Annotated in this window: 20 protein-coding genes and 1 tRNA gene; 10 read left to right on the forward strand and 11 right to left on the reverse strand. The window is 56.8% G+C overall.

Annotated features, from left to right (window positions below; all coding sequences use genetic code 11):
* Positions 1 to 52: 52 nt before the first annotated feature.
* The 5 genes from secF to queA all read right to left on the reverse strand — a co-directional run bounded on the left by secF (position 53) and on the right by queA (position 5,486).
* Entirely contained in the window at positions 53 to 967 is a 915-nt protein-coding gene (gene secF / locus KVG88_RS09055) for a protein translocase subunit SecF (RefSeq protein WP_150701935.1), read from the reverse strand.
* 9 nt (positions 968 to 976) lie between these two features.
* On the reverse strand, positions 977 to 2,845 hold the full coding sequence (gene secD, locus KVG88_RS09060) for a protein translocase subunit SecD (protein ID WP_150701934.1): 1,869 nt from the start codon (positions 2,843 to 2,845) through the stop codon (positions 977 to 979).
* A 64-nt stretch (positions 2,846 to 2,909) separates the two neighbouring features.
* Entirely contained in the window at positions 2,910 to 3,248 is a 339-nt protein-coding gene (gene yajC, locus KVG88_RS09065; RefSeq protein WP_016773317.1) for a preprotein translocase subunit YajC, read from the reverse strand.
* A 43-nt stretch (positions 3,249 to 3,291) separates the two neighbouring features.
* The gene (gene tgt, locus KVG88_RS09070) at positions 3,292 to 4,407 is read right to left on the reverse strand and encodes a tRNA guanosine(34) transglycosylase Tgt (protein WP_160387208.1); all 1,116 of its coding nucleotides are present in this window, start codon (positions 4,405 to 4,407) and stop codon (positions 3,292 to 3,294) included.
* A gap of 14 nt (positions 4,408 to 4,421) precedes the next feature.
* The gene (queA, locus tag KVG88_RS09075; protein WP_056721282.1) at positions 4,422 to 5,486 is read right to left on the reverse strand and encodes a tRNA preQ1(34) S-adenosylmethionine ribosyltransferase-isomerase QueA; all 1,065 of its coding nucleotides are present in this window, start codon (positions 5,484 to 5,486) and stop codon (positions 4,422 to 4,424) included.
* A 105-nt stretch (positions 5,487 to 5,591) separates the two neighbouring features.
* Between queA and KVG88_RS09080 the strand changes: the two genes are divergently transcribed.
* Positions 5,592 to 5,676: transfer RNA gene (locus tag KVG88_RS09080), tRNA-Leu, on the forward strand.
* Between the two features lie 161 nt (positions 5,677 to 5,837).
* Positions 5,838 to 6,167, forward strand: coding sequence for a hypothetical protein (locus KVG88_RS09085; RefSeq protein WP_217871129.1), 330 nt, complete (start codon positions 5,838 to 5,840; stop codon positions 6,165 to 6,167).
* A 297-nt stretch (positions 6,168 to 6,464) separates the two neighbouring features.
* Here the strand turns inward: KVG88_RS09085 and KVG88_RS09090 are convergent, their stop codons facing one another.
* Together KVG88_RS09090 and KVG88_RS09095 are read right to left on the reverse strand one after the other, a co-directional pair.
* Positions 6,465 to 7,946, reverse strand: a complete 1,482-nt coding sequence (locus KVG88_RS09090; RefSeq protein WP_217871130.1) for an ATP-dependent nuclease — start codon at positions 7,944 to 7,946, stop codon at positions 6,465 to 6,467.
* A 4-nt stretch (positions 7,947 to 7,950) separates the two neighbouring features.
* The gene (locus KVG88_RS09095; protein ID WP_217871131.1) at positions 7,951 to 8,904 is read right to left on the reverse strand and encodes a reverse transcriptase domain-containing protein; all 954 of its coding nucleotides are present in this window, start codon (positions 8,902 to 8,904) and stop codon (positions 7,951 to 7,953) included.
* A gap of 1,326 nt (positions 8,905 to 10,230) precedes the next feature.
* Between KVG88_RS09095 and KVG88_RS09100 the strand changes: the two genes are divergently transcribed.
* Both KVG88_RS09100 and KVG88_RS09105 read left to right on the forward strand, forming a co-directional pair.
* Complete coding sequence (locus KVG88_RS09100) at positions 10,231 to 10,542, forward strand: DUF3077 domain-containing protein (RefSeq protein ID WP_217871132.1); 312 nt, start codon at positions 10,231 to 10,233, stop codon at positions 10,540 to 10,542.
* 474 nt (positions 10,543 to 11,016) lie between these two features.
* Positions 11,017 to 11,403 carry a DUF3916 domain-containing protein gene (locus KVG88_RS09105; RefSeq protein WP_225933910.1) on the forward strand — a complete coding sequence of 129 codons (387 nt, stop codon included), beginning with the start codon at positions 11,017 to 11,019 and terminating at the stop codon, positions 11,401 to 11,403.
* Between the two features lie 229 nt (positions 11,404 to 11,632).
* On the opposite strand, the gene KVG88_RS09110 is transcribed toward KVG88_RS09105, so the two are convergent.
* Together KVG88_RS09110 and KVG88_RS09115 are read right to left on the reverse strand one after the other, a co-directional pair.
* Entirely contained in the window at positions 11,633 to 12,001 is a 369-nt protein-coding gene (locus tag KVG88_RS09110) for a PH domain-containing protein (protein WP_217871134.1), read from the reverse strand.
* A 182-nt stretch (positions 12,002 to 12,183) separates the two neighbouring features.
* On the reverse strand, positions 12,184 to 13,005 hold the full coding sequence (locus KVG88_RS09115; RefSeq protein ID WP_217871135.1) for an outer membrane protein OmpK: 822 nt from the start codon (positions 13,003 to 13,005) through the stop codon (positions 12,184 to 12,186).
* Positions 13,006 to 13,674: 669 nt separating this feature from the next.
* Between KVG88_RS09115 and KVG88_RS09120 the strand changes: the two genes are divergently transcribed.
* The 6 genes from KVG88_RS09120 to KVG88_RS09145 all read left to right on the forward strand — a co-directional run bounded on the left by KVG88_RS09120 (position 13,675) and on the right by KVG88_RS09145 (position 19,937).
* Positions 13,675 to 14,697 carry an ABC transporter substrate-binding protein gene (locus tag KVG88_RS09120; protein WP_217871136.1) on the forward strand — a complete coding sequence of 341 codons (1,023 nt, stop codon included), beginning with the start codon at positions 13,675 to 13,677 and terminating at the stop codon, positions 14,695 to 14,697.
* Between the two features lie 75 nt (positions 14,698 to 14,772).
* Positions 14,773 to 15,798 carry an aromatic ring-hydroxylating dioxygenase subunit alpha gene (locus KVG88_RS09125; protein ID WP_016774747.1) on the forward strand — a complete coding sequence of 342 codons (1,026 nt, stop codon included), beginning with the start codon at positions 14,773 to 14,775 and terminating at the stop codon, positions 15,796 to 15,798.
* A gap of 60 nt (positions 15,799 to 15,858) precedes the next feature.
* Positions 15,859 to 16,701 carry an ABC transporter ATP-binding protein gene (locus tag KVG88_RS09130; RefSeq protein ID WP_217871137.1) on the forward strand — a complete coding sequence of 281 codons (843 nt, stop codon included), beginning with the start codon at positions 15,859 to 15,861 and terminating at the stop codon, positions 16,699 to 16,701.
* Between the two features lie 95 nt (positions 16,702 to 16,796).
* Complete coding sequence (locus KVG88_RS09135) at positions 16,797 to 17,525, forward strand: ABC transporter permease subunit (protein WP_172681856.1); 729 nt, start codon at positions 16,797 to 16,799, stop codon at positions 17,523 to 17,525.
* Positions 17,526 to 17,565: 40 nt separating this feature from the next.
* Positions 17,566 to 18,996 carry an amidohydrolase family protein gene (locus KVG88_RS09140; protein WP_217871138.1) on the forward strand — a complete coding sequence of 477 codons (1,431 nt, stop codon included), beginning with the start codon at positions 17,566 to 17,568 and terminating at the stop codon, positions 18,994 to 18,996.
* Positions 18,993 to 19,937, forward strand: coding sequence for a PDR/VanB family oxidoreductase (locus tag KVG88_RS09145; RefSeq protein WP_217871139.1), 945 nt, complete (start codon positions 18,993 to 18,995; stop codon positions 19,935 to 19,937). Before KVG88_RS09140 ends, KVG88_RS09145 begins: the two co-directional genes overlap by 4 nt.
* A gap of 82 nt (positions 19,938 to 20,019) precedes the next feature.
* Here KVG88_RS09145 and KVG88_RS09150 read toward each other — a convergent pair whose 3' ends face one another.
* Entirely contained in the window at positions 20,020 to 20,766 is a 747-nt protein-coding gene (locus KVG88_RS09150; RefSeq protein WP_217871140.1) for a hypothetical protein, read from the reverse strand.
* 132 nt (positions 20,767 to 20,898) lie between these two features.
* On the reverse strand, positions 20,899 to 21,384 hold the full coding sequence (locus KVG88_RS09155; RefSeq protein WP_217871141.1) for a hypothetical protein: 486 nt from the start codon (positions 21,382 to 21,384) through the stop codon (positions 20,899 to 20,901).
* Positions 21,385 to 21,957 lie beyond the last annotated feature (573 nt).

The raw sequence follows: 21,957 nt of genomic DNA on the forward strand, positions 1-21,957 counted from the left end.
CGCGAGTTCAACTCGCGCCTTTTTCGGCTGACTACTGGAAACGCGATGGCCGTTATGGACGGTCGTCGACTTCCTTCTCGGTATTCGCCGGAGGAATCAGGTCTTCAGTGCTCAGGTTCAGCCAGATCAGCACCACGTTCGCGATGTAGATCGACGAGTAAGTACCCGCCAGAACACCGATGAACAGGGCGATGGAGAAGCCGAACAGGTTGTCGCCACCGAAGAACAACAGTGCCGCGATCGCCAGCAACGTGGAGATCGACGTCGCCATGGTCCGCAGCAAGGTTTGCGTGGTCGAGATGTTGATGTTCTCGATCAGGTTGGCCTTGCGCAGCACGCGGAAGTTCTCACGAACCCGGTCGAATACCACGATGGTGTCGTTGAGCGAGTAACCAATGATCGCCAGTACCGCCGCCAGCACCGTCAGGTCGAAGGTGATCTGGAAGAACGACAGGATACCGATGGTCACGATCACGTCGTGGATCAGGGAAACGATCGCACCGACCGCAAACTTCCACTGAAAGCGGAAAGCCAGGTAGATCAGGATGCCGCCCAGCGCCATCAGCATGCCGAGGCCGCCCTGGTCGCGCAGCTCTTCACCCACCTGCGGGCCGACGAACTCGACGCGCTTGACCGTTGCCGGGTTCTCGCCGCCGACCTTCTGCAAGGCCTCGGCGACCTGGTGACCCAGTTGCGGGTCTTCGCCAGGCATACGCACCAGCAGATCGGTAGTCGCACCGAAGTTCTGCACGATGGCTTCGTGATAACCCGATTTAACCAGCTGCTCACGCACTTGGGTAACGTCGGCCGGACGCTCGTAGGTCAGCTCGATGAGCGTACCGCCGGTGAAGTCCAGGCCCCAGTTCATGCCCTTGGTGGCGACGCTGAACAAGGCCAGCACCGTGAGGAACAATGTGACGCCGAACGCGAAGTTGCGAACGCCCATGAAGTTGATTGTACGTAACATGGCAGCCCCTTAAATCCACAACTTCTTGAAGTCACGACCGCCGAAGATCAGGTTGACCATCGCGCGGGTCACCATGATGGCCGTGAACATCGAGGTAAAGATCCCGAGGGACATGGTCACTGCGAAGCCCTTGACCGGGCCGGTGCCCATGGCAAAGAGGATGCCGCCGACCAGCAAGGTGGTCAGGTTGGCGTCGAGAATCGCGGTGAATGCCCGGCCGAAGCCTTCGTTGATTGCCCGCTGGATGGTCATGCCCGCAGCGATCTCTTCACGTATCCGCGAGAAGATCAGTACGTTGGCGTCGACCGCCATACCCATGGTCAATACGATACCGGCGATACCCGGCAGGGTCAGCGTTGCACCCAGCAGCGACATCAGGGCCAGCAGCATCACCATGTTCACCGCCAGTGCGACGGTGGCGATAATGCCGAAGAAGCGGTAGATGGCGATGATGAACAGCGAGACGAACAGCATGCCCCACAGCGATGCATCGATACCTTTGGTGATGTTGTCCGCACCCAGGCTCGGGCCGATGGTGCGCTCTTCAGCGAAGTACATCGGTGCAGCCAGACCACCGGCACGCAGCAGCAGCGCCAGTTCGGACGACTCGCCCTGGCCGTTCAGGCCGGTGATGCGGAACTGAGCACCCAGCGGCGACTGAATGGTCGCCAGGCTGATGATCTTCTTCTCTTCCTTGAAGGTCTGAACCGCTACGTCTTTCTCAACGCCGTTGACCATCTGCTTGGTGTAGGTGGTCACCGGACGCTGCTCGATGAAGATCACCGCCATGCTGCGACCAACGTTCGAGCGGGTTGCGCGGCTCATCAGCTCGCCACCGTGGCCATCCAGACGGATGTTCACTTCTGGCGTACCGTGCTCACCGAAACCAGCCTTGGCGTCAGTCACCTGGTCACCGGTGATGATCAGGCCACGCTCGATCAACGCAGGAGGACGCTTGCCTTCGCGGAATTCGAACTCTTCGGAAGTGGCTTTCGAAGCGCCAGGCTCAGCGGCCAGGCGGAACTCAAGGTTGGCCGTCTTGCCGAGGATACGCTTGGCTTCGGCGGTGTCTTGTACGCCCGGCAGCTCAACCACGATGCGGTTGGCGCCCTGACGCTGGACGATTGGTTCGGCAACACCCAGCTCGTTGACGCGGTTACGTACCGTGGTCAAGTTCTGCTTGATGGAGTATTCACGGATTTCCGCCAGCTTGGCTGGGGTCATCGCCAGACGCAGCACCGGTTGGCCATTCAGGTCAGCCGGAACAATATCGAAATCGTTGAAGTTCTTGCGAATGACCGAACGGGCCTGTTCGCGGGCAGCTTCATCAGTGAAGCCCAGCTGAATGGCGCCATTGAGCTGCGGCAGGCTGCGATAACGCAGTTTCTCTTTACGCAGCAGGCTCTTGACGTCGCCTTCGTAGACTTTCAGGCGTGCGTCGAGGGCTTTGTCCATGTCCACTTCCAGCAGGAAGTGCACACCACCGGACAAGTCCAGACCCAGCTTCATCGGGTGCGCAGCGAGGTTGCGCAGCCATTGCGGGGTGGTTTGCGCCAGGTTCAGCGCGACGACGTAGTCATCACCCAATGCCTTACGCACAACGTCCTTGGCTGGCAGCTGGTCTTCAGCCTTGGTCAGGCGAATCAGCCCGCCCTTGCCGCCGGCAGCCAAAGTGGCAGCCTTGACGTTGATCCCGGATTCCTTGAGCGCAGCGCTCACGCGATCCAGATCAGCCTGATTGACTTGCAGCGCAGTGCTTGCACCGCTGACCTGGATGGCCGGGTCATCAGGATAAAGATTGGGAGCGGAATAAATCAGACCAATCGCCAGCACCGCCAGGATCAGAATGTATTTCCACAGAGGATATTTGTTCAGCATCACGCCGCCCGTTTATGACGCGGGGCGCCTTGCGCGCCCCGTCGATTGAAGATGAAGTTGAAACTTAGATCGCTTTCAGCGTGCCTTTTGGCAGCGTGGCGGCGATGGCGCCTTTCTGGAATTTCATTTCGACGGTGTCGGAAACTTCCAGAACAACGAAATCGTCAGCCACTTTGGTGATCTTGCCAGCGATGCCGCCGGTGGTCACAACTTCGTCGCCTTTCTGCAGGCTGCTCAGCAGGTTTTTCTGCTCTTTGGCGCGTTTGGCCTGTGGACGCCAGATCATCAGGTAGAAGATGACCAGGAAACCGACCAGGAAAATCCACTCAAAACCGCCGCCCATTGGGCTGGCAGCAGCAGGTGCAGCGGCGTCAGCCATGGCGTTAGAGATAAAAAAGCTCATTTAGCACTCCAGTTGCAAATGTTGAATCTTGGGGTCAGAAAACTCAGTCCAAAGGCGGAACAGGTAACCCGCGTTTGGCGTAGAAGGCATCGACAAAGGCGGCCAATGTACCCTGTTGAATAGCCTCGCGCAAACCAGCCATAAGCACTTGATAATGACGCAAGTTATGGATGGTATTGAGCATGCTTCCCAGCATTTCGCCGCACTTGTCCAGGTGATGCAGATAAGCGCGGGAGAAGTTCTGGCAGGTATAGCAATCGCAGGTCGGATCGAGCGGCGAATCATCATGGCGATGGAACGCGTTTCGGATCTTCAGCACGCCGGTATCAATGAACAGATGCCCATTGCGGGCATTACGGGTTGGCATCACGCAATCGAACATGTCCACACCGCGGCGCACACCCTCAACCAAGTCTTCCGGTTTGCCAACGCCCATAAGGTAACGAGGTTTGTCAGCCGGCATCATGCCCGGCAGATAATCCAGCACCTTGATCATTTCGTGCTTGGGCTCGCCCACCGACAGGCCGCCGATGGCCAGGCCGTCGAAGCCGATCTGGTCGAGGCCTTCCAGGGAGCGCATGCGCAGGTCCTGGTGCATGCCGCCCTGAACGATGCCGAACAGCGCCGCCGTGTTCTCGCCATGGGCTTCTTTCGAACGCTTGGCCCAACGCAGGGACAATTCCATGGAAATACGGGCGACGTCTTCGTCAGCCGGGTACGGCGTGCATTCGTCGAAAATCATCACGATGTCGGAGCCCAGGTCACGCTGGACCTGCATCGACTCTTCCGGGCCCATGAAGACCTTGGCGCCGTCGACCGGGGAAGCGAAGGTCACGCCCTCCTCCTTGATCTTGCGCATGGCGCCCAGGCTGAACACCTGAAAGCCGCCGGAGTCGGTCAGAATCGGGCCTTTCCACTGCATGAAATCGTGCAGGTCGCCGTGCTTCTTGATCACTTCCGTGCCCGGACGCAGCCACAGGTGGAAGGTGTTGCCCAGAATGATTTCAGCGCCAGTCGCCTCGATATCCCGTGGCAGCATGCCCTTGACCGTGCCGTAAGTGCCCACCGGCATGAAAGCCGGGGTCTCGACGGTACCGCGCGGGAAGGTCAAACGACCGCGACGAGCCTTGCCATCAGTGGCCAGCAGCTCGAAAGACATACGACAGGTGCGACTCATACAGTTTCCTCGGGGCCCGATTCTTTAGGGGCAGTCGGCGCAGGATTACGCGTGATGAACATCGCATCACCGTAGCTGAAAAAGCGGTATCCGTTGTCGACCGCGGCCTTATAGGCAGCCATGGTTTCGGGATAACCGGCGAACGCCGAAACCAGCATCAACAGCGTGGATTCGGGCAAATGGAAGTTGGTGACCAGGGCATCGACCACATGGAACGGCCGGCCAGGGTAAATGAAAATGTCTGTATCGCCGCTGAACGGCTTGAGCACGCCATCGCGCGCAGCACTTTCCAGCGAGCGCACACTGGTGGTGCCCACCGCCACCACGCGACCACCGCGCGCGCGGCACGCGGCCACGGCATCCACAACGTCCTGGCCGACTTCCAGCCATTCACTGTGCATGTGGTGGTCTTCGAGCTTCTCCACGCGCACCGGCTGGAACGTGCCGGCGCCGACGTGCAGGGTCACGAAGGCAGTCTCGACGCCCTTGGCGGCAATCGCCTCCATCAGCACCTGATCGAAATGCAGCCCCGCCGTCGGCGCCGCCACCGCGCCCAAACGCTCGGCGTAGACGGTCTGGTAACGCTCGCGGTCGGCGCCTTCATCCGGGCGGTCTATATAAGGAGGCAACGGCATGTGCCCGACACGGTCGAGCAGCGGCAACACTTCTTCAGCAAAGCCCAGTTCGAACAACGCATCGTGCCGCGCCAGCATCTCGGCCTCGCCACCGCCGTCGATGAGGATCTTCGACCCCGGCTTGGGCGACTTGCTGGACCGCACATGAGCCAGCACGCGATGACTGTCGAGCACCCGCTCCACGAGGATTTCCAGCTTGCCGCCGGAAGCCTTCTGGCCAAACAGCCGCGCCGGAATCACCCGGGTATTGTTGAACACCATCAAGTCGCCGGGGCGCAAATGCTCCAGCAAATCAGTGAATTGACGGTGTGCCAGGGCGCCGCTGACCCCATCAAGGGTCAACAGGCGACTATTGCGCCGCTCGGCCAGCGGATGGCGGGCGATCAGCGAATCAGGGAGCTCGAAAGTAAAGTCAGCAACGCGCATGATGGGGTTCGTCTAGCAGGGCCGGGAAGTCTAGCGGAATTATCAAAATTTCTCCATGTACCTGATTGACCAGCGGTTATCTCATCTCTATACTCCGCGGCCATTGCCCTGATGGCGGAATTGGTAGACGCGGCGGATTCAAAATCCGTTTTCGAAAGGAGTGGGAGTTCGAGTCTCCCTCGGGGCACCAAAATTAAGAAAGGTCTTGCTTAGCAAGGCCTTTTTTTTCGCCTGCGATAAAGCACCTGACACCTCACCGTCCTGTGTAGGAGCTGCCGAAGGCTGCGATCTTTTGATCCTGCCCCTCTTCCACCCTCCTCGCCGGAAGAACATTTAACAAGGATTCCCCCCATGGAATTACACCTGGAAACCGTCGCCCTCTTCTCCCTCAAACTGGCTTACGAATCGGAAGATTCAAGCCCGATTTTGCGTGATGATTTGGTCATGGGTGATTACCAGCGGGATGTGTTTGAGTTGCTGGTGCGGCGGGGGGATGTTGAGGGGATTCAGGTGAAGGTGGGTGAGTGTGTGGGGTTGGCGCTGGAGGCGGTTGGGGGTGTGGATAAGCCGTTGGGGCGGGAGTTGGGGAGGTTGGCGGGGGAGTTTGCCGGGATTCGGGCGATGGGGGAGTTTGATGCGCCGCTCGTTGCGCTTAAGGATTATCTGAAAGACATTCAATGAAAGAATGTTAGGCGGCCTCCCTTCGCTAAGAATACGGTTAATCTAGCGTCAAGGATCCGCTTCTCCATCATCTTCACCCGCTCATTCACTTCGCGAAGGCTGCGGCTCAAGTCCTTGAATCATCCGGATCTATCCTGCACAAGCATAGTAAATTTGCTTTAAACACTCTATTTGCTAGAGACAAATCCTTAGCCTGTCGCTGCCCTTACGGGCAGAAGCGACAGAAATAGCGACGGATTGATAGCACCAGCCATATAACAATCCAAAGTCTAAATATCTAATTTATTTTCCAGGGACTCATGCTCGCTCAGCAACGTTATTATCCCCACTAGGTGAGCTCACATCAACAGAACCATCAACAGCAACAGCAACAGCTACAGCCACGCTAGCAACCTCTCCAATTGAGACCACAATGGGGCCGCTTACAACTCTCTCTGTTTTTTTTGAAGTCAGGAAGCTCTCTAAAACCCCCACCAACCCTTTGTACTCCCCCTCAAATTTATCGTACAAATAGTTATGGAGCTGCGGAATGGATATAACTTTATGGCGCTTCGTCATCTCTGTGAACAGTGACTTCACGCCATGGGACTTAACGTGCTCCGGCAAGCGGTAAGGAAAGTCGATCCTCGAATACTCATCAGACAGCGCAGATTCAATGTTATTAATTGGAGTCACATATATCGACGGCAACCTTTTCACCCGGCCATTTTCTTTTTTATCACCATCAAGTATGGTAATTACATTTTCCGGCACAGATAAGAAGTTCTCTTCAACATTCCTTTGCATGAGGTCGATTACATTATCGGCTCCTCCTGCAGGTATTACTTTATAACTAAAAAACAAATCATCCTTATTTATTTTTTCCATGAGAAATTCGATCTGCTCTCTCAACTCTTCGTCTTCTGTAAGGATATATTTATCCCAACCCTTGAAACCGAAAAGCATACTCTTTATGTAGTTATAGGATGCAGGGCGTATTTGTGTTGCCCCTCCAGTTTCTTCCATGTAGTAAAGTTCATCATCCCGAAGTGTCCTCATCATCGCCAACGAGTGCGTAGTGAAGAGGATATTCACCTCGTATCGTTCACAAAAACCTCTTAACCTTTCTATGAGACGAGATTGAGCCGCCGCATCTAGCGAAATATCAATCTCGTCTATCACAATCAGTTTGCACCTGCCCTTAATTTTCCTATAAAGGCTAATAAGGAAATACTCTCCAGAGCTAAAATAGTCTTCTCTAATATATCTGCTATCTTCAAGAGGCAGGCAATAATAGGACTCACTACTTACTTTAATTTCAACTAGCTCGTCAAATTTATTCGTCCCATAAATTGCTCGCATAAACTCAATCAATTCAGTCGGCTGAGTATATTTAGATAGTACAATTGACTTTCGAATATCATCATCAGCATTGCTAATGCTTTGGAAGAAATTGAACCGCTGACCATAAGGCATTGGCAGCTCTACATCAATTAGGGCTTTAATATGATCGGGTATAGGAGTATGGCAATTGAGCGCTCGAATACCATCATCATATACAAATTTAAATTCAACATCATCTGCCAGGTACGTTACCTTGCTAGACTCACGAAAAATATTATCAGATGAAGTTTTAGCGAAGGTATCTGCCGAGCAGAGATTTCTAATTGCCTTAATTAACGTTGTCTTACCTGCTCCATTCTTACCCACAACACAGGTAAGTTTATTGTCCTTAACATCAATCAGAAAGCTAGCAGTGCTTATGTGCTGCACGTTATTAATCTGGAGTGAGATTTTCATGTGGTTATTTTTTTGTTGGGTGATGAATTAGCGTATCGACTACTGTTGCACCATATTTCTTTCGCAACTTATTCAGATAGTCCTTATCAACAGTATTAACATAGTTCATGTAACCAGTTATCTTCTCGACTCCTTCCCGGTAGCCCCCCCCAACCTTATCTAGAAATTTTTCACGATCATTTATATAAAAATGAAGCATAACTTCCAGGTCTTTCTTGAATTTAATATCCACTGTGACTTTTTGATTAGGCAAAATCACCATACCTAGCAACTTAATTTTATTGCCCGTGTGAGTAAACTTGCTTTTCCCGTGATTGATCGACAGTTTTCCTTGGAAACAATCATTCAGAAATGCAGTAATGCTTTCCTTCACGCCCAGCAACTCATCCTTATCTTTACCAGAAACTATTATATCATCTGAATACCTGGTATAGATTAAGCCACGCTGCCTGCAGTATGACTTCAATTTTTCATCAAACGCGTACAGGCAGGAATTACTAATCACCGGAGAAGACGGAAAACCAACAGGCAAGGATCCATCTACAGTAACCAGTTCAATAATTCTATCAATGTAGTCCTCACCATCCAATATAGGCGCTCGACTTATACCCTCATTGATTACCGCCCTAACCATCTCAACGTCGATACTCTTAAAAAAATTCGACAAATCCGTTTGAAAAAAATAGGAACTAGCTGCGTGCTTAGAAACGGCATCATAAGTATTTACCCCCTTTCTATAGGAGTAAACAACCTCATCATCTACTTTCAAATATTCAAGCAAGAATAAAATCAAGAACGAATGATAAACTTTTAATCTCTTATTTGGGCGAATTACTTCTCGTTTTTTAAATTTCACACGCTCATAGCATAACGAGACATCACATTGAGCAAAGTCTACAAACTCATACTTACCATGATACATAGCATCAAATAGAGTTTTAAGCGGTTTTTTAATCATAAATATATAATCCCCGGCTAACAAAACTCTACACTAATTTTGGCGAACAGAGAACGACTGTGGCCGGTTAGAGCTATCAATAATCTAGCTGGATACGGAAATAGGAGCGGGCTAGGAAGTAGGTGTGAAGGAAGGCTATGCTGTCTTAGCTGAGGAGTGACGAGTTGGAGGCTGGAGCTGGAGCTGGAGCTGGAGCTGGAGCTGGAGCTGGAGCTGGAGCTGGAGCTGGAGCTGGAGCTGGAGCTGGAGGCTGAGGAAGGTGAGCTGCTAGATGGAGTACAAGCCTTACTATTCGTGTGGCTCCCCCTCGATTTGAGAAGGGAACCACACAACAGTAAATAACTAAAGGCATGTAGAGGCCAGCTGAATGACTGGAGATACTCCTAGTCGCTGACATGCCCAAATGATATTAGATTTCACCGAGAAAGCAAGGGGTAAACGCCCTCAGCAGAGATCCACCTCTCCTCAAGCCTGGTAGGTATCTCAGGTTAGGAGGATAAGGTATCCACCCGAGCTAGCCAGGCGGCCTCAGAGACGACTCGATACCATCAGAGACAGCCGCTCGTCGGATTTTTTGTTGAGAAATGTGCAGCTCGGTTGCCATTCTCTACTACCGGTTTGAATTAGAAGGGACGGGGCACAGCACCTTCCGTTATGTATCCCATTGTGTATCCCTTGCCATTAAATATCGCTGGAACCCAAGATTTTATTGGAAAGAGAGAGTCTCCCTCGGGCACTAACATTTGAAAAGGGTCCTCCTTAGCAGGACCTTTTTTTGCGCCCGCAAGAAAGTTAGCTACTCACCTTTGCCCCCGATTAAGGTGACGCAACAAGAACCCCCTGTGGAACTGCTGCAGGAATGCCAATGGACTCAGAATTTCCGGTCGGAAAGTTTCTCTGCCGCCGAAGCTAGTCAATTTCCGTGGAAAAGTGCTTGCATTGGCTCTGTCGAAGGTTGCAGCAAAGCAGCCCGCACGATAACCTCCCACCGTCGCTGCCAATTCAGCGACCGGGTGTGGTAACCCGAGTTATTCAAGGCGCAACAGCGCCCCAATCACGTCATCAGGCGCTTTTTTTATGCCTGCGGCGTGAGTTATGGCGGCTGTGCGTGGGACGCCCTCGGGCGTGCCGGTTTCCTTGATTCCCGGTTTACCACCCTGCGCACAGCTGTCACCCATTCGTGTGGTAACGAACGTGGCAGCTCCTCATATCAAGGAGTTGGATAATGCGCAGTATCAATCCGTTTGAAATTCGGCTTTCCCCTCTACGCAACCCCCAATCGCGTAACGCCCTCCCCCATTGCCTCTCCATCCTCGGAGGTGGCCAATGACTGAACAACCTGAACTCAAAACCATTGGCCTGACACCCGCGATCTACTGTGCGGATCAACCGCTGTTTCATGTCACTCGCGGGGTTCCTCTTGGTGATGCGTTGTCCATGGCTTCCGATTTTCTGTTCCTGGCTAAAACGCTCACTGAAGATGCTGCTTATGCCAGGGACACTGATCGTCACGCCTGGGCTGCGCATTATTTGACTTCGATGAGTAAGGCGTTGGTGGATGATGCGGTGAAGGTGCTGACTCGGGATCGGGTTTATGTGCCGGTGTCCAAGCGGGCGGGGGCTAAGGCTGAGGGTTAGTGGTTGAGGCCTATGGGGGGGTTTGTGAGGGTGGTGGCTGATTCGGCATTTGTGTTGGCTGAGTGGGCGCTATCGCTGGCAAGCCAGCTCCCACAGGGTATTGCGTGTGATAACTGGCATACAGGATTAGCCCCGAGGTTTTCTGGGCTATTTAGTATTCGGCTCTGGTTATGGCTTTGCGCTTACAACGCAAAGAATCAACGCATCAGCACGCAAGGTTCAATGCCTGCGGATCTGCGTACTTCAGAGATTCTGAAATTTCATGTAACTGAGTCAAATTGACCGGAAAGCGAGCGGCCGACAATCTCCCCCCCTGCAGCCAACAACGAAAGTCTTTTTGGGCATCACAAGGACGTATCAATGCGGCAAATCGCCCTCAGCAACAGGTCACTCAGAGGCATTAATCGTCGCCTTCGCGCTCTGGAATACTGGGCCTCCGGTTTTCGCGACCAATTTTACCCGCGATCTGTGCACATGGAGCGCTACACACATTGGAAGATTCCGGTGCACGAGGCCCTCGTCCAAGGCCCTCAGGCCAGGATCGAAGTTCAAGCCTTCTGCATTCAGCAACTCCTCGAAGCGGCTAGCCGTCTCTCCAGCGCCGCTGACCACTCACAGGGTTATTACCGGGTCGCTTGCCTGCTGGTGTGGCCATGGGTTCATCAGAGCGAGATCACCCTCTTCTATGACCGGGACTACTATCTGGGTTTTCTCGGTGACACCAACTCGCTCAAGCCAGAGCGGATCAGTCATGCCTTGGCGTTGCGCACACCAGCGCAGTTCATCGAGCACGGGCATGACGTCACTCAACCTGACGATGAGGTCGCAGTGCAGTGGTGGTGCATTGGGGAACCGGCCTGACGGCTTTGGCGAGCAGGCTCGCTTAAGGAAGCGCTATCGCGAGCTCCCACAGGGGTTGTGGTGAGTGGCAGGCATCGGTTGGCCCTGGTGTGTGAGCGGGTTTGCGGTGCATCTCAGCATTGAGGGCGGTTGGGCTGGCGCTATCGCCAGCAGGGCTAGCTCCCACAGGGGGATGCGCATCAGCAGAGTGCGCGTCAGCCCTGGGTTTCGGGGTTTCGATTAGAGCGGGTCAGAGCAGGTGTTGGGAGATCAGTTTTGAGATTTCTACCATGGACGTCCTGCCGGTGAATTCGAATTTAACCTTGCCCAGGGACGAGAAGTAGATCTCCAGTTCCGAATCCAGGTCGAAGGTGCCGGAGGTTTCTACCGAGTAGGCGACGATGTTTTTGTAGGGCAGCGAAGTGAAGTCTTTTTTGCTGCCGGTGAGGCCCTGAACGTTGACGGCGATGATGCGTTTGTTGGTGAACACGACGCCGTCGCGCATGGATTTGTAAGCGTCGATCACTTGCTCGCCGTCCAGCAGCAGCGCACTGACGCGTTCTGCGTATTCTTCGTTTTGCTTGAGTTTGAAGAAGCCTTTGTTGTTGAAATCAATCATCTGCTTTTCCCTGTTTTCTGGCGGTGAGATCCAGGCTGATCGTGACGTACCTGGGCATCGGGGTGAATCAAGACTGGGAAATCTCCCACAAGCGCTACAGAAAACGGCGACGAAAATTGTGACAGGGTAAAACCGGGGCACCACGCGCCCCGATCAAACGCCCTATCCGTCACGCTCTCCCGTCAAAAATGCACCTTCAGCAAAAGGCTCAGCGCGTTCTGGTCTGTTTCAAATCCTGAAGTGTCTTCAATCCCGTATTTATTCGACCAGTAATCCCACTCGATCCCCGCATAAAACTGCTTCTGCCGTTGCCCCAGCGCCTTGCCCACGTCGTATTTGATCTGCGGGTTGAAGTGCAAGCTCTTGGCCACGTAGTTGGAGGTGCCTTTGTTGCCGACGTCGTTGACATACCACTCCAGGTAGCCGTCGAAGAGGATGTCGGAGCGGCCCAGCGGGAGGGTCATGGACCAGGTGGGGTTGATTTGCCATTGGCCGGAGGCCTTGCCGGTGATGCCGTCGGGTTTGCGGTAGTAGGTGTTCAGGGAGAAGCGATCGAAGCCTGGCAGGGTAAGGTCGACAGCGGGGCCGAGCAGATATTTGCGGTTGCGGTCTTTGCCGCGTTCGTAGGTGGCGGCGATGAGCACGTCCTTGACGATGCCGTAGCTCAGGGACCGGTCGCTGATTTTGCCCAGAGACAGGCGCGGGGAGAATTCACCGTAGTAGGAATAGCCGTCGTCACCCGAGAGACCGTTGGACCATTTGTTGTCGACGAACATGAAGACGTCACCCCAGGTCCAGCCGCTGGCGTGTTCGAAGGTCACCGTTTGCTGGGTGTCGTCGCCGGTGCCGTCGACTTTGAAGTGCTGGCCGTAGAGGTAGCTCAGGCTGTTGTCGCTCCACAACAACGGGCCGGCTTCGACGCTGGCGCTGGCCAGGGCGAACAGCGGCAGCAGGCTGCGACGCAGCAGTGAAGGTGCAAGTAATGGAATACGCGATGCTTTCATGGGCTGCCCTTGTCAGGTGATGGGTGGATATCACCGGCAAGGCGTGCCCGAGCTGCGGGTTAGCCACTGTTCTGGCCCTCAACGTGTGAGGGGCGCACCTTGCCGGGTACGCGGCGTAATGCCGCCAGAGCAATGCCCTGCACCCCGGGCCCTGTTGGGAGCCCTTCAGTGCTGACCGCTTCTACTCGATTCGGAACTTAGCACGGGTTGTGCCAACTGATCGAATACAATCTGCAGGCCATACTTAGCACAATCAACCATTGAAATTGAACACTCTATCGCCCATTGGATTGTGCACCATATTGAGGCCTGGGCGCCCTGGTTCGCACCGTCACGAATCGTCCTCACCCACTGCTTACCGAGCCCCTGAGACGCAGAATCCCATGACTGCGCGACAGCAACGACTTGGCACACTTCTGGCTTTGACTCCTCCCGAGTAGAAGCGGTCAGTGCCAGCCATGGCACCGGGCATTGCTCTTGCGCCCTCCCCTAAGGGCGTACGTCCGATTGGATGCTTGAACGCGGCGCCAGCGCCCCGGGCAAGAGAGAAGTGTTAGCCGCGTGTCTGTGCCTTGGCGCCCTCTCTCTTCCCACGTTCTCTCCAGTCGGTCCCTCGCTGGCGTGCCGATTGGCGCGCGGCGGTTTTCGAATCGTTGTGGAGAACACATCATGAAAATTCGCTTTGCCTTGGGTCAACCGCTTCGCTCGCTGCTGGCCATGGCCCTCGTGCCCGCTGCCCTGATAGCGTCTCCGCTGGCCTTGGCCAATGACAAGGTGGTGCTGCTCACTTCCTGGTATGCCCAGGCCGAACAGGGTGGTTTCTATCAGGCCCTGGCCGATGGTTTGTACGAGAAAGAAGGCCTGGACGTGACCATTCGCATGGGTGGGCCGCAGGTTAATGGCATGCAGTTGCTGGTCAACAAACAGGCCGACTTCATCGTCAACTACGACTTGCAGATCCTCAAGAGCGTGGAGCAAGGCCTGCCCGTGGTAGCCGTGGCCGCGCCGTTTCAGGGCGACCCCCAAGGCTTGTTGACCCATGCCGATGTCAGTGGCCTGGACGCCTTGCAGAACAAGCAAGTGCTGGTGTCCACCTCCGGCCAGCAAACCTGGTGGCCGTGGCTCAAGGGCAAGTACCAACTCAAGGACAGCCAGGCCCGGCCCTACACCTTCAACCTGCAACCCTTCCTCGCGGACGCCAACACCACGCAGCAGGCCTATGCCAGTTCCGAGTTGTTCCAGGCGCTGAAGACCGGGGAGAAAGCCAACTTTTTCCTGTTTGCCGACGCCGGCTACCCGCCTTACGGCTCGACCCTGGCCACCCGCCAGGACGTGATTGATCAGCACCCTGACCGGGTCCAGCGTTTTGTTCGCGCCTCAATGGAGGGTTGGAAGCGCTACCTGGACAACCCGAGCGCCAACCATTTGATCAAGGCCGACAACCCGAACATGAGCGATGAACTGCTCGCCTGGGGCTTGTCGACTCTCAAGCAATACCGCCTGGTCACCGGCGGTGATGCCGCCACCCAGGGCATCGGCGTGATGAGCGATGCGCGCTGGCAGGCCACCCGCAATTTCATGGTCGAGGCCGGCCTGCTCGGTGCCGATGCGCCTTGGCAGAAGGCCTATACCACGCGCTTCGTCCAGGACCTGAAGGTGCTGCCGACCGCTGAACAGGCCGCCAGCCGCTAAGCCCGATTGCACCAACGTTGCACCCAAAGCCCGGGCCCAAGAGCCGGCTGAATGAATACCGTGAGGACACTTTTTATGTTGGTCACCAAACAACCCGTATTGCGCCGTTTCTGGTACGCCCTGCTGCCCATGACCGCGCTGGATGCCGGCCCTCAACCCTTCACCCTGCTGGGTGAAGCCCTGGTGCTGTGGAAGCGCCCCGACGGCACCCCGGTGGCCATGCGCGACCGCTGCTGCCACCGCACCGCCAAGCTGTCCAAGGGCTTTGTCAGCGAGGACGGCAACATTGCCTGCGGCTATCACGGCTGGGAATACGACTGCACCGGCACCTGCGTGAAGATCCCGCAGAACCCCGCGGGCATGATCCCGCCGGGCGCCTCGGTCCAGGCCTTTCACTGCCAGGAAAAATACGGCTACGCCTGGGTCGCCCTCGACGATCCGCTGCAACCGATCCCCGAGTTTCCCGAAGACGGCGCCCCGGGTTACCGGCGCATCTTCCAGTTTTATGAAGAGTGGAAAACCAGCCCGCTGCGGGTCATGGAAAACTCCTTCGACAACTCGCACTTTTCCTTCGTCCACAAGGCCAACTTCGGCCTGTTCGACCAGCCGGCGCCGGCCGGCTACGAGTTCCGCGAAACCGACTACGGCTTCGAGGCCGAAACCCGAGTGCCGATCCGCAACCCCGAGGAAAGCTATCGGATCACCGGCACCCGCGAGCCGATCACCCAGCGCCACCTGATCAATCGTTATTACCTGCCCTTCTCCCGGCGCTTTGGCTGCATGTACCCGGACAGCGGCATCCACCACATCATTTACAACTGCGCGACGCCCATGGAAGACGGGCGCCTGATGCTGGTCCAGTGGCTGTATCGCAACGACAGCGAGGAGCAATGCTCGACCCAGGAGCTGATCGACTGGGACGCGGCGATCACCGCCGAAGACCGAGACATTCTGGAAGCCACCGACTACGACGCCTGTGTCGACACTCGCCGCCGGGTGGAACTGCACATGCCGTCGGACAAGCCTGGCCTGGTGATTCGCCGGCAACTGCTGGGCCTGCTCGAAGCCCATGGCGAAAGCGAAGTGTTCCTCAGCCACTGAGTTCAGCGCCCCGGTACGCCGGGGCTTATCCGGTCGCTCATGACCCCAGGGGAGAGCGCTATGTTGATGCAAACCATAACTCCAGCCGACGCCCGGCCACAGGCGTTGCCCGGCACCGACAGCGTGGGTGTGCAAACGCCGCTGTTCGCCAACCAGGTGGAAAAAACCTACAGCAATGGCACCCAGGCCTTGAGCCGGGTGAAGCTGGCGATTCAGCGCGGCGAATTCGTCTCATTGCTCGGCCCTTCAGGCTGCGGCAAGAGCACCTTGCTGAAGATGTTCGCCGGCCTCGAACAACCCTCAGCCGGCCATGTGCGCTGGTGGGGCAAGGACAGCCCGGCCAGCCCAACGCAAGGGCAAAGCCTGGCCATGGTGTTCCAGGAGGCGACCCTGATGCCCTGGGCCCGGGTCAGCGACAACGTGCGCCTGCCCCTGGACCTGGCCGGCGTGCCCAAGGCCCAGAGCCAGCCCAAGGTCGACGCGGCCCTGGCCCTGGTCGGCCTGGACCGCTTCAGCCAGGTGTACCCACGAGAACTCTCCGGCGGCATGCAAATGCGCGCTTCCATCGCCCGGGCCCTGGCCACCGAGCCCAATCTGCTGCTGATGGATGAACCCTTCGGCGCCCTCGACGAGTTCACCCGCAACAAGCTCGACAGTGACCTGCGCCAGCTGTGGGCCAGCCGCGACCTGACCGTGGTGTTCGTCACCCACAGCATTTTCGAGGCGGTGTACCTGTCGTCGCGGGTGGTGGTGATGGGCGCGCGCCCGGGCCGGGTGATCGCCGACATCGAGATCGACGGCCCCCTGGAGCGAGACGAGGCCTACCGCACCTCCCCGGCCTTTATCGAGCAGTGCGCACGCCTGTCCCGGCTGTTGGCCCAGGCCAATGGCGACATTTGCTGACTCACTATGAGAGCCCAATCATGAGCCCATCCTTTACTCCCTGGTTGCGACACCCCACGGTGTTGCGCATCGTCTCGCCGCTGCTGCTCGGCGCCGTGTTGCTGAGCCTGTGGCAACTGGCCTGCGTGGCCTGGAAAGTGCCGGTGTACCTGGTGCCCTCTCCGGCCGACATCGGCCGCACCCTGGTCAGCGATGGCCCGATGTTGCTCGGTGCGTTGTGGATGACCTTGAAGATCACCTTCTTCTCGTTCGCCCTGGCGGTGCTGATCGGCACGTTGGCGGCCTTTGTCTTTGTGCAGAGCCGGGTGCTTGAAGCCAGCTTGTTTCCCTACGCGATCCTGTTGCAGGTCACGCCGGTGGTGGCGGTGGCGCCGCTGATCATCATCTGGTGCAGCAACACCACGCTGGCGTTGGTGATTTGCGCGACCCTGGTGGCGATTTTCCCGATCATCGCCAACACCGTACTCGGCCTGCGCAGCGTCAATCCCGGCTTGCTCAATCTGTTCCGCCTGAACCGTGCCAGCCGCTGGCAGGTACTACTGCGCCTGCGCATTCCCAGCGCCCTGCCGTGTTTTTTTGCCGGGCTGCGCATTGCCAGCGGGCTGGCGTTGATCGGCGCGGTGGTGGCGGAGTTCGTCGCGGGCACCGGGGGCACCGGCGCCGGGCTGGCGTACCAGATTCTCCAGGCCGGTTTCCAACTGAATATTCCAAGGCTGTTCGCCGCCCTGCTGCTGATCGCCCTGACCGGTGTCGCGCTGTTCAGCCTGATGGCCCTGCTGGCCCGGTTGAGCTTGCGCAACTGGCACGAAAGCGAACTCGGCTAACCCTTTGAGCCCGCCGCAGTCGCGGCGTATGGAGCCTCACATGACGTTTCAAAACAGCTGGCTGGTGCGCAATGCCAGCGCCATTCTCACCGGGTTGTCCGGCGCGGCGGCGCGCCATGCCGGGCCTGATATTCGCATCGTCGACGGGCGCATCGCCGCCATCGGCGCCCTGCAACTCCTGCCCGGGGAGCGCGTGCTGGATGCCACCGATTGCGTGGTCTACCCGGCGTGGGTCAATACCCACCATCACTTGTTTCAGTCGCTGCTCAAAGGCATTCCCGCAGGTATCGACCAGAGCCTGGGGGCCTGGCTGGGGGCCGTGCCCTATCGCTATCGCGGCCTGTTTGACGAGCAGAGCTTTCGCCTGGCCGCACGCATTGGCCTGGTTGAATTGGCGCGCTCCGGCTGCGCCACCGTCGCCGACCACCATTACCTGTACTTGCCGGGCATGGCCTTTGACAGTGCCGAGGTGCTGTTCGAGGAAGCCGAACGCCTGGGGCTGCGTTTTGTCCTGTGCCGGGGCGGCGCCACACAAGCACGACAAGCCGAAGGCAAGGCGGTGGCCGGGCCGGAAACACTGGAGCAGTACCTGAACGACGTTGAGCGCTTGGTGCGGCGTTACCACGACCCGGCCGCCGATGCCTGGCGACGGATTGTGATGGCGCCCACCAGCCCTCCCTACTCCATGCCGGCGGAACATCTGCGCGAAACCGCGCGGGTCGCCCGGAGATTGGGCATTCGCCTGCACAGCCATCTGAGCGAAACCGTCGAATATCAAAACGAGGTTCAGCAACGCCACGGCATGTCGCCGGTGGCGTTCTGTGCCGAGCAGGAGTGGCTGGGGCCGGACGTGTGGTTCGCCCATCTGGTGAAACTCGATGCCGAGGAAATCCAGATGCTCGGTGCCAGCGGCACGGGCATCGCCCATTGCCCGCAAAGCAATGGCCGCCTGGGCAGTGGCATCGCCGATGTGGTGGCCATGGAAGCCGCCGGGATGCAGGTGTCGATCGGCGTGGACGGCGCCGCCTCCAACGAGGCCTGCGACATGATCAGCGAAACCCACGCCGCCTGGCTGATGCAGCGGGCCAAAGCCGGCGAACGGAGCCGGCCGCGGTATGCCGGCGGCGACGAGGAAGGCGGTGCCCACGCGGCCACGGTAGAAGACGTGGTGCGCTGGGGTACCGCTGGCGGGGCCAAGGTATTGGGCTTGGACGCCGTGGGCAGCCTGCAGGTGGGCATGGCGGCCGACTTGGCGATTTACCGCCTGGACCAGCCGCGCTACTTCGGCCTGCACGACCCGGCAATCGGCCCGGTGGTAGGCGGCGGACGCCCGACCTTGCGCGCCATGCTCGTGGGCGGGCGGTTGACCGTCGACAACGACCAGTTGCCCGACCTCGACCTGGCCGAACTCGGCGCCCAGGCCCGGGATGCGGTGCGCCGCTTGCAGCAGGCCGCAGGAGTCCGCGCATGAGTTGGTCTGCCCTGCACGTGCGCAGCCTGCGCCTGGAAGCCGACGATGTGCTGGGGATCGAACTGGCCCCCGTCGACGCCGCGCCCCTGCCCTTCACCTGGGCCCCAGGCGCCCATGTCGACCTGCGCCTGGGCAACGGCGCGGTGCGCCAGTATTCGGTACTGAGCCTGCCGGAAGATGGCCACCTGTACCTGGGGATCAAGCGCGAGCCGGCCTCCCGGGGTGGCTCGCGCTGGCTGCACGAGCAACTGCGCCTGGGCGCGCAGATTGAAGTCAGTGCGCCACGCAATTTGTTCGCCCTGCAACCGGGCAGCGGGCCGGTGACGCTGGTGGCGGCGGGCATCGGTATTACGCCGTTGCTGCCGATGTATCGCCAATGCCTTGCCGAAGGACGTCCCGTGCGCTTGCTTTATTTCACCCGGGAGACACGCCAGGCGCCTTTCATCCAGCGCCTGGGCGCCGACGTCCAGTGGTACGGCGGCTTGCGCGCCGGGAAAATCGCCGAGCTGTTGGCCAGGCAATTTCCCGCGTGGCAGACCGAAGCGGGTTTGTACTGCTGCGGCCCGACCGGTTTCATGGATGCCGTCGAACAGGTGGCGCTCAAGTCGAACTGGCCGGCCACAGCCCTGTATCGCGAGCACTTCCAGGCCCAGCAGCCCGCGAACCCTGAGGCGCACAGCTTTTCACTGGAGCTGCGACGCAGTGGTTGTGAGGTTCAGGTGCAAACCGGTGAAAACCTGATCCAGGCTGCTTCGCGGGCCGGGGTCAATCTGGAATTTTCCTGTGGCATGGGCATGTGCGGCGCATGCGTGTGCCGGGTCCTTGAAGGCGAACCGGAGCACCGCGACGAATGCCTGAGTGACGCCCAGCGCCAAAGCGGTGAATGGATCGCGCCCTGCGTTTCCGGTAGTCGCGGCACACGCCTGGTGCTGGATGCCTGAGCGGTGGGGCATGAGGCCCGTTAAAGCGGGCCTGGTTGGGGGTCAGCGTGAGCATTGCAGCGGAGGGGGTAAATCCTGCGGGTTACTTCAGCGCTTTTACGACTCGAACGTCGATGGGAAAGCCATCCGCTCCGGCCAGTTTCTTCCACCCCACGTACTGAAAAACCCCTTTCGGATTGATGTAGTCGCCTCGTTCCACGGTTTCACCGCCCAGCACGGCGACGTACTTGTAGACGCCGCAGCTGCCGTCCGAACGACGCACGGTGTACACCACGTAGGGTTTGACGTATTGCGCGGCGCGGAAATGGCGGCCGCAGCCAAAATCGACTGTGATCATCAAGGTCTTCAGATTCGCCTCGCCATCCAGTTCGGCGTGCTGGTCGAGGTCGCCGATTTCGCCGACGTCGGTGAAGCCCAGGGAGCGAGCACGTTTGTATTCCGGGGAGTTCAGGTGCTCGGTCTGGGCCTGGCGGAAATGTTGATCCATCGCCTCGTCGTTTTCAGCACTGCCCTTGGCCACTGTGTCTTTGGCTTGGGAAACGACGTTTTCACAACGGGCGTAATCGGGGGAGCCGAGGCTTGGCTGGGCCAGGTTCTTGCGGTGTACCGTAATGGTTCGCAGAAAGCCCTGGATGTTGGGCAAGACATCCATGGCCATCTTGCGCCCGTTCTGTACATCGGTCACATCCCGCTGTAATTGCTGGCAATCGGAGAGGTAAGTTTTCCAGGCGTATTCCGGGGGTTCTTCCCAGTCGGCGAGTGCCGGGTTCATCACGACGGCGAAAGTGATTGCGCAGAATAAGCGCGAGGCTGGAGTGGCAGTGAGCATGTGTAGTCCATTACAGAGTTGAAGACAGTGGCGCGACGCTACTATTTTGCCATTTTGCTGTCCACTGGCAGCCTAAGGTAGGCCCCATTCCTGCGAACAAGGGTTGGGGTTCGGTGCAGAACATTATCAACTCTAATCAAACAGCCTATAGCGCAGTTCTTTGCCAAAGAAAATAGATACAAAATACAAAATAAACCCAGCCCACAGACTGACTTTCATTACGTCCCTAAATAGCTGTTTGCAAGAAGAACGATAGTGATTGACTACAGCACCAGATAACGTACCAACTGAGAGCAGAATCAACGACAGCGCTGGCGCAGCAACGCCAAAACCTTTGAATTCCAATAACTTTGAGTGAAAGCGATTTCCATAAGGCAGCACGAGATACTCACACCACATCGCATAACTGGCGATTGCTAAAAACATAAAGGAAATGAAACCGAGCACGATCGTTAATCGATTTTTATGCACCCGCGATACAGTTTTTTCTTTTGATTGATGCCTGGATTTTCTACATCCATAACAGACACCAATCTTAATCCCTCTTGTTCCTGTTTCATTTAGTGCGCCACAGCATCTGCATTTTCTTGCTATTGACTTAAATTTTCCACGAGCCATCCGTCCAAGCCCTTCGTTATGTATGACTCGTCATTAAATCCATTGCTGCAGTGCAGATCCGAGCAAGGTCAACCAAGGAAATTTGCCTCAAAACACGCTTTAGGACCAAACGACATAAAGCGAATAAAGGAAAATCGCAAAAAAAAATATGCCACCAGTGATCCACGGCGCTAACAACTTTTTCTTGAGATGAAGCGGTAATTTCTCGCAAAACTCAGGAATCAAAAACATTAAAGCAATTGAACAATTTCTAATAACTGTGCCTTGCAATCCTAAGCCTGACAAACCTTTTCGATTAATCGCAACAAATTTACTTTTTCCGAGATGCTTTTCAATTCGTTCAGTAAGCAGGTACGAAGATGCAAATATCCAGCGAAAGAAATAGACCTATCATTGCCACGAGCCCAACATACGCCAGAGTAAGCTCACTCATCACCTCCCCCCTTTTAAAAATTCACCAACAGCCAATCCAGCAGTATCAACAATAAAATCAAACGACCAAAATCCAAAAAATGAACATTGCGAACAATAAGAGCACACCAATAATCCACGGCACCAACAACTTCCACTTCA

Source organism: Pseudomonas azerbaijanoccidentalis (genome assembly GCF_019145495.1).
Lineage (GTDB): Bacteria > Pseudomonadota > Gammaproteobacteria > Pseudomonadales > Pseudomonadaceae > Aquipseudomonas > Aquipseudomonas azerbaijanoccidentalis.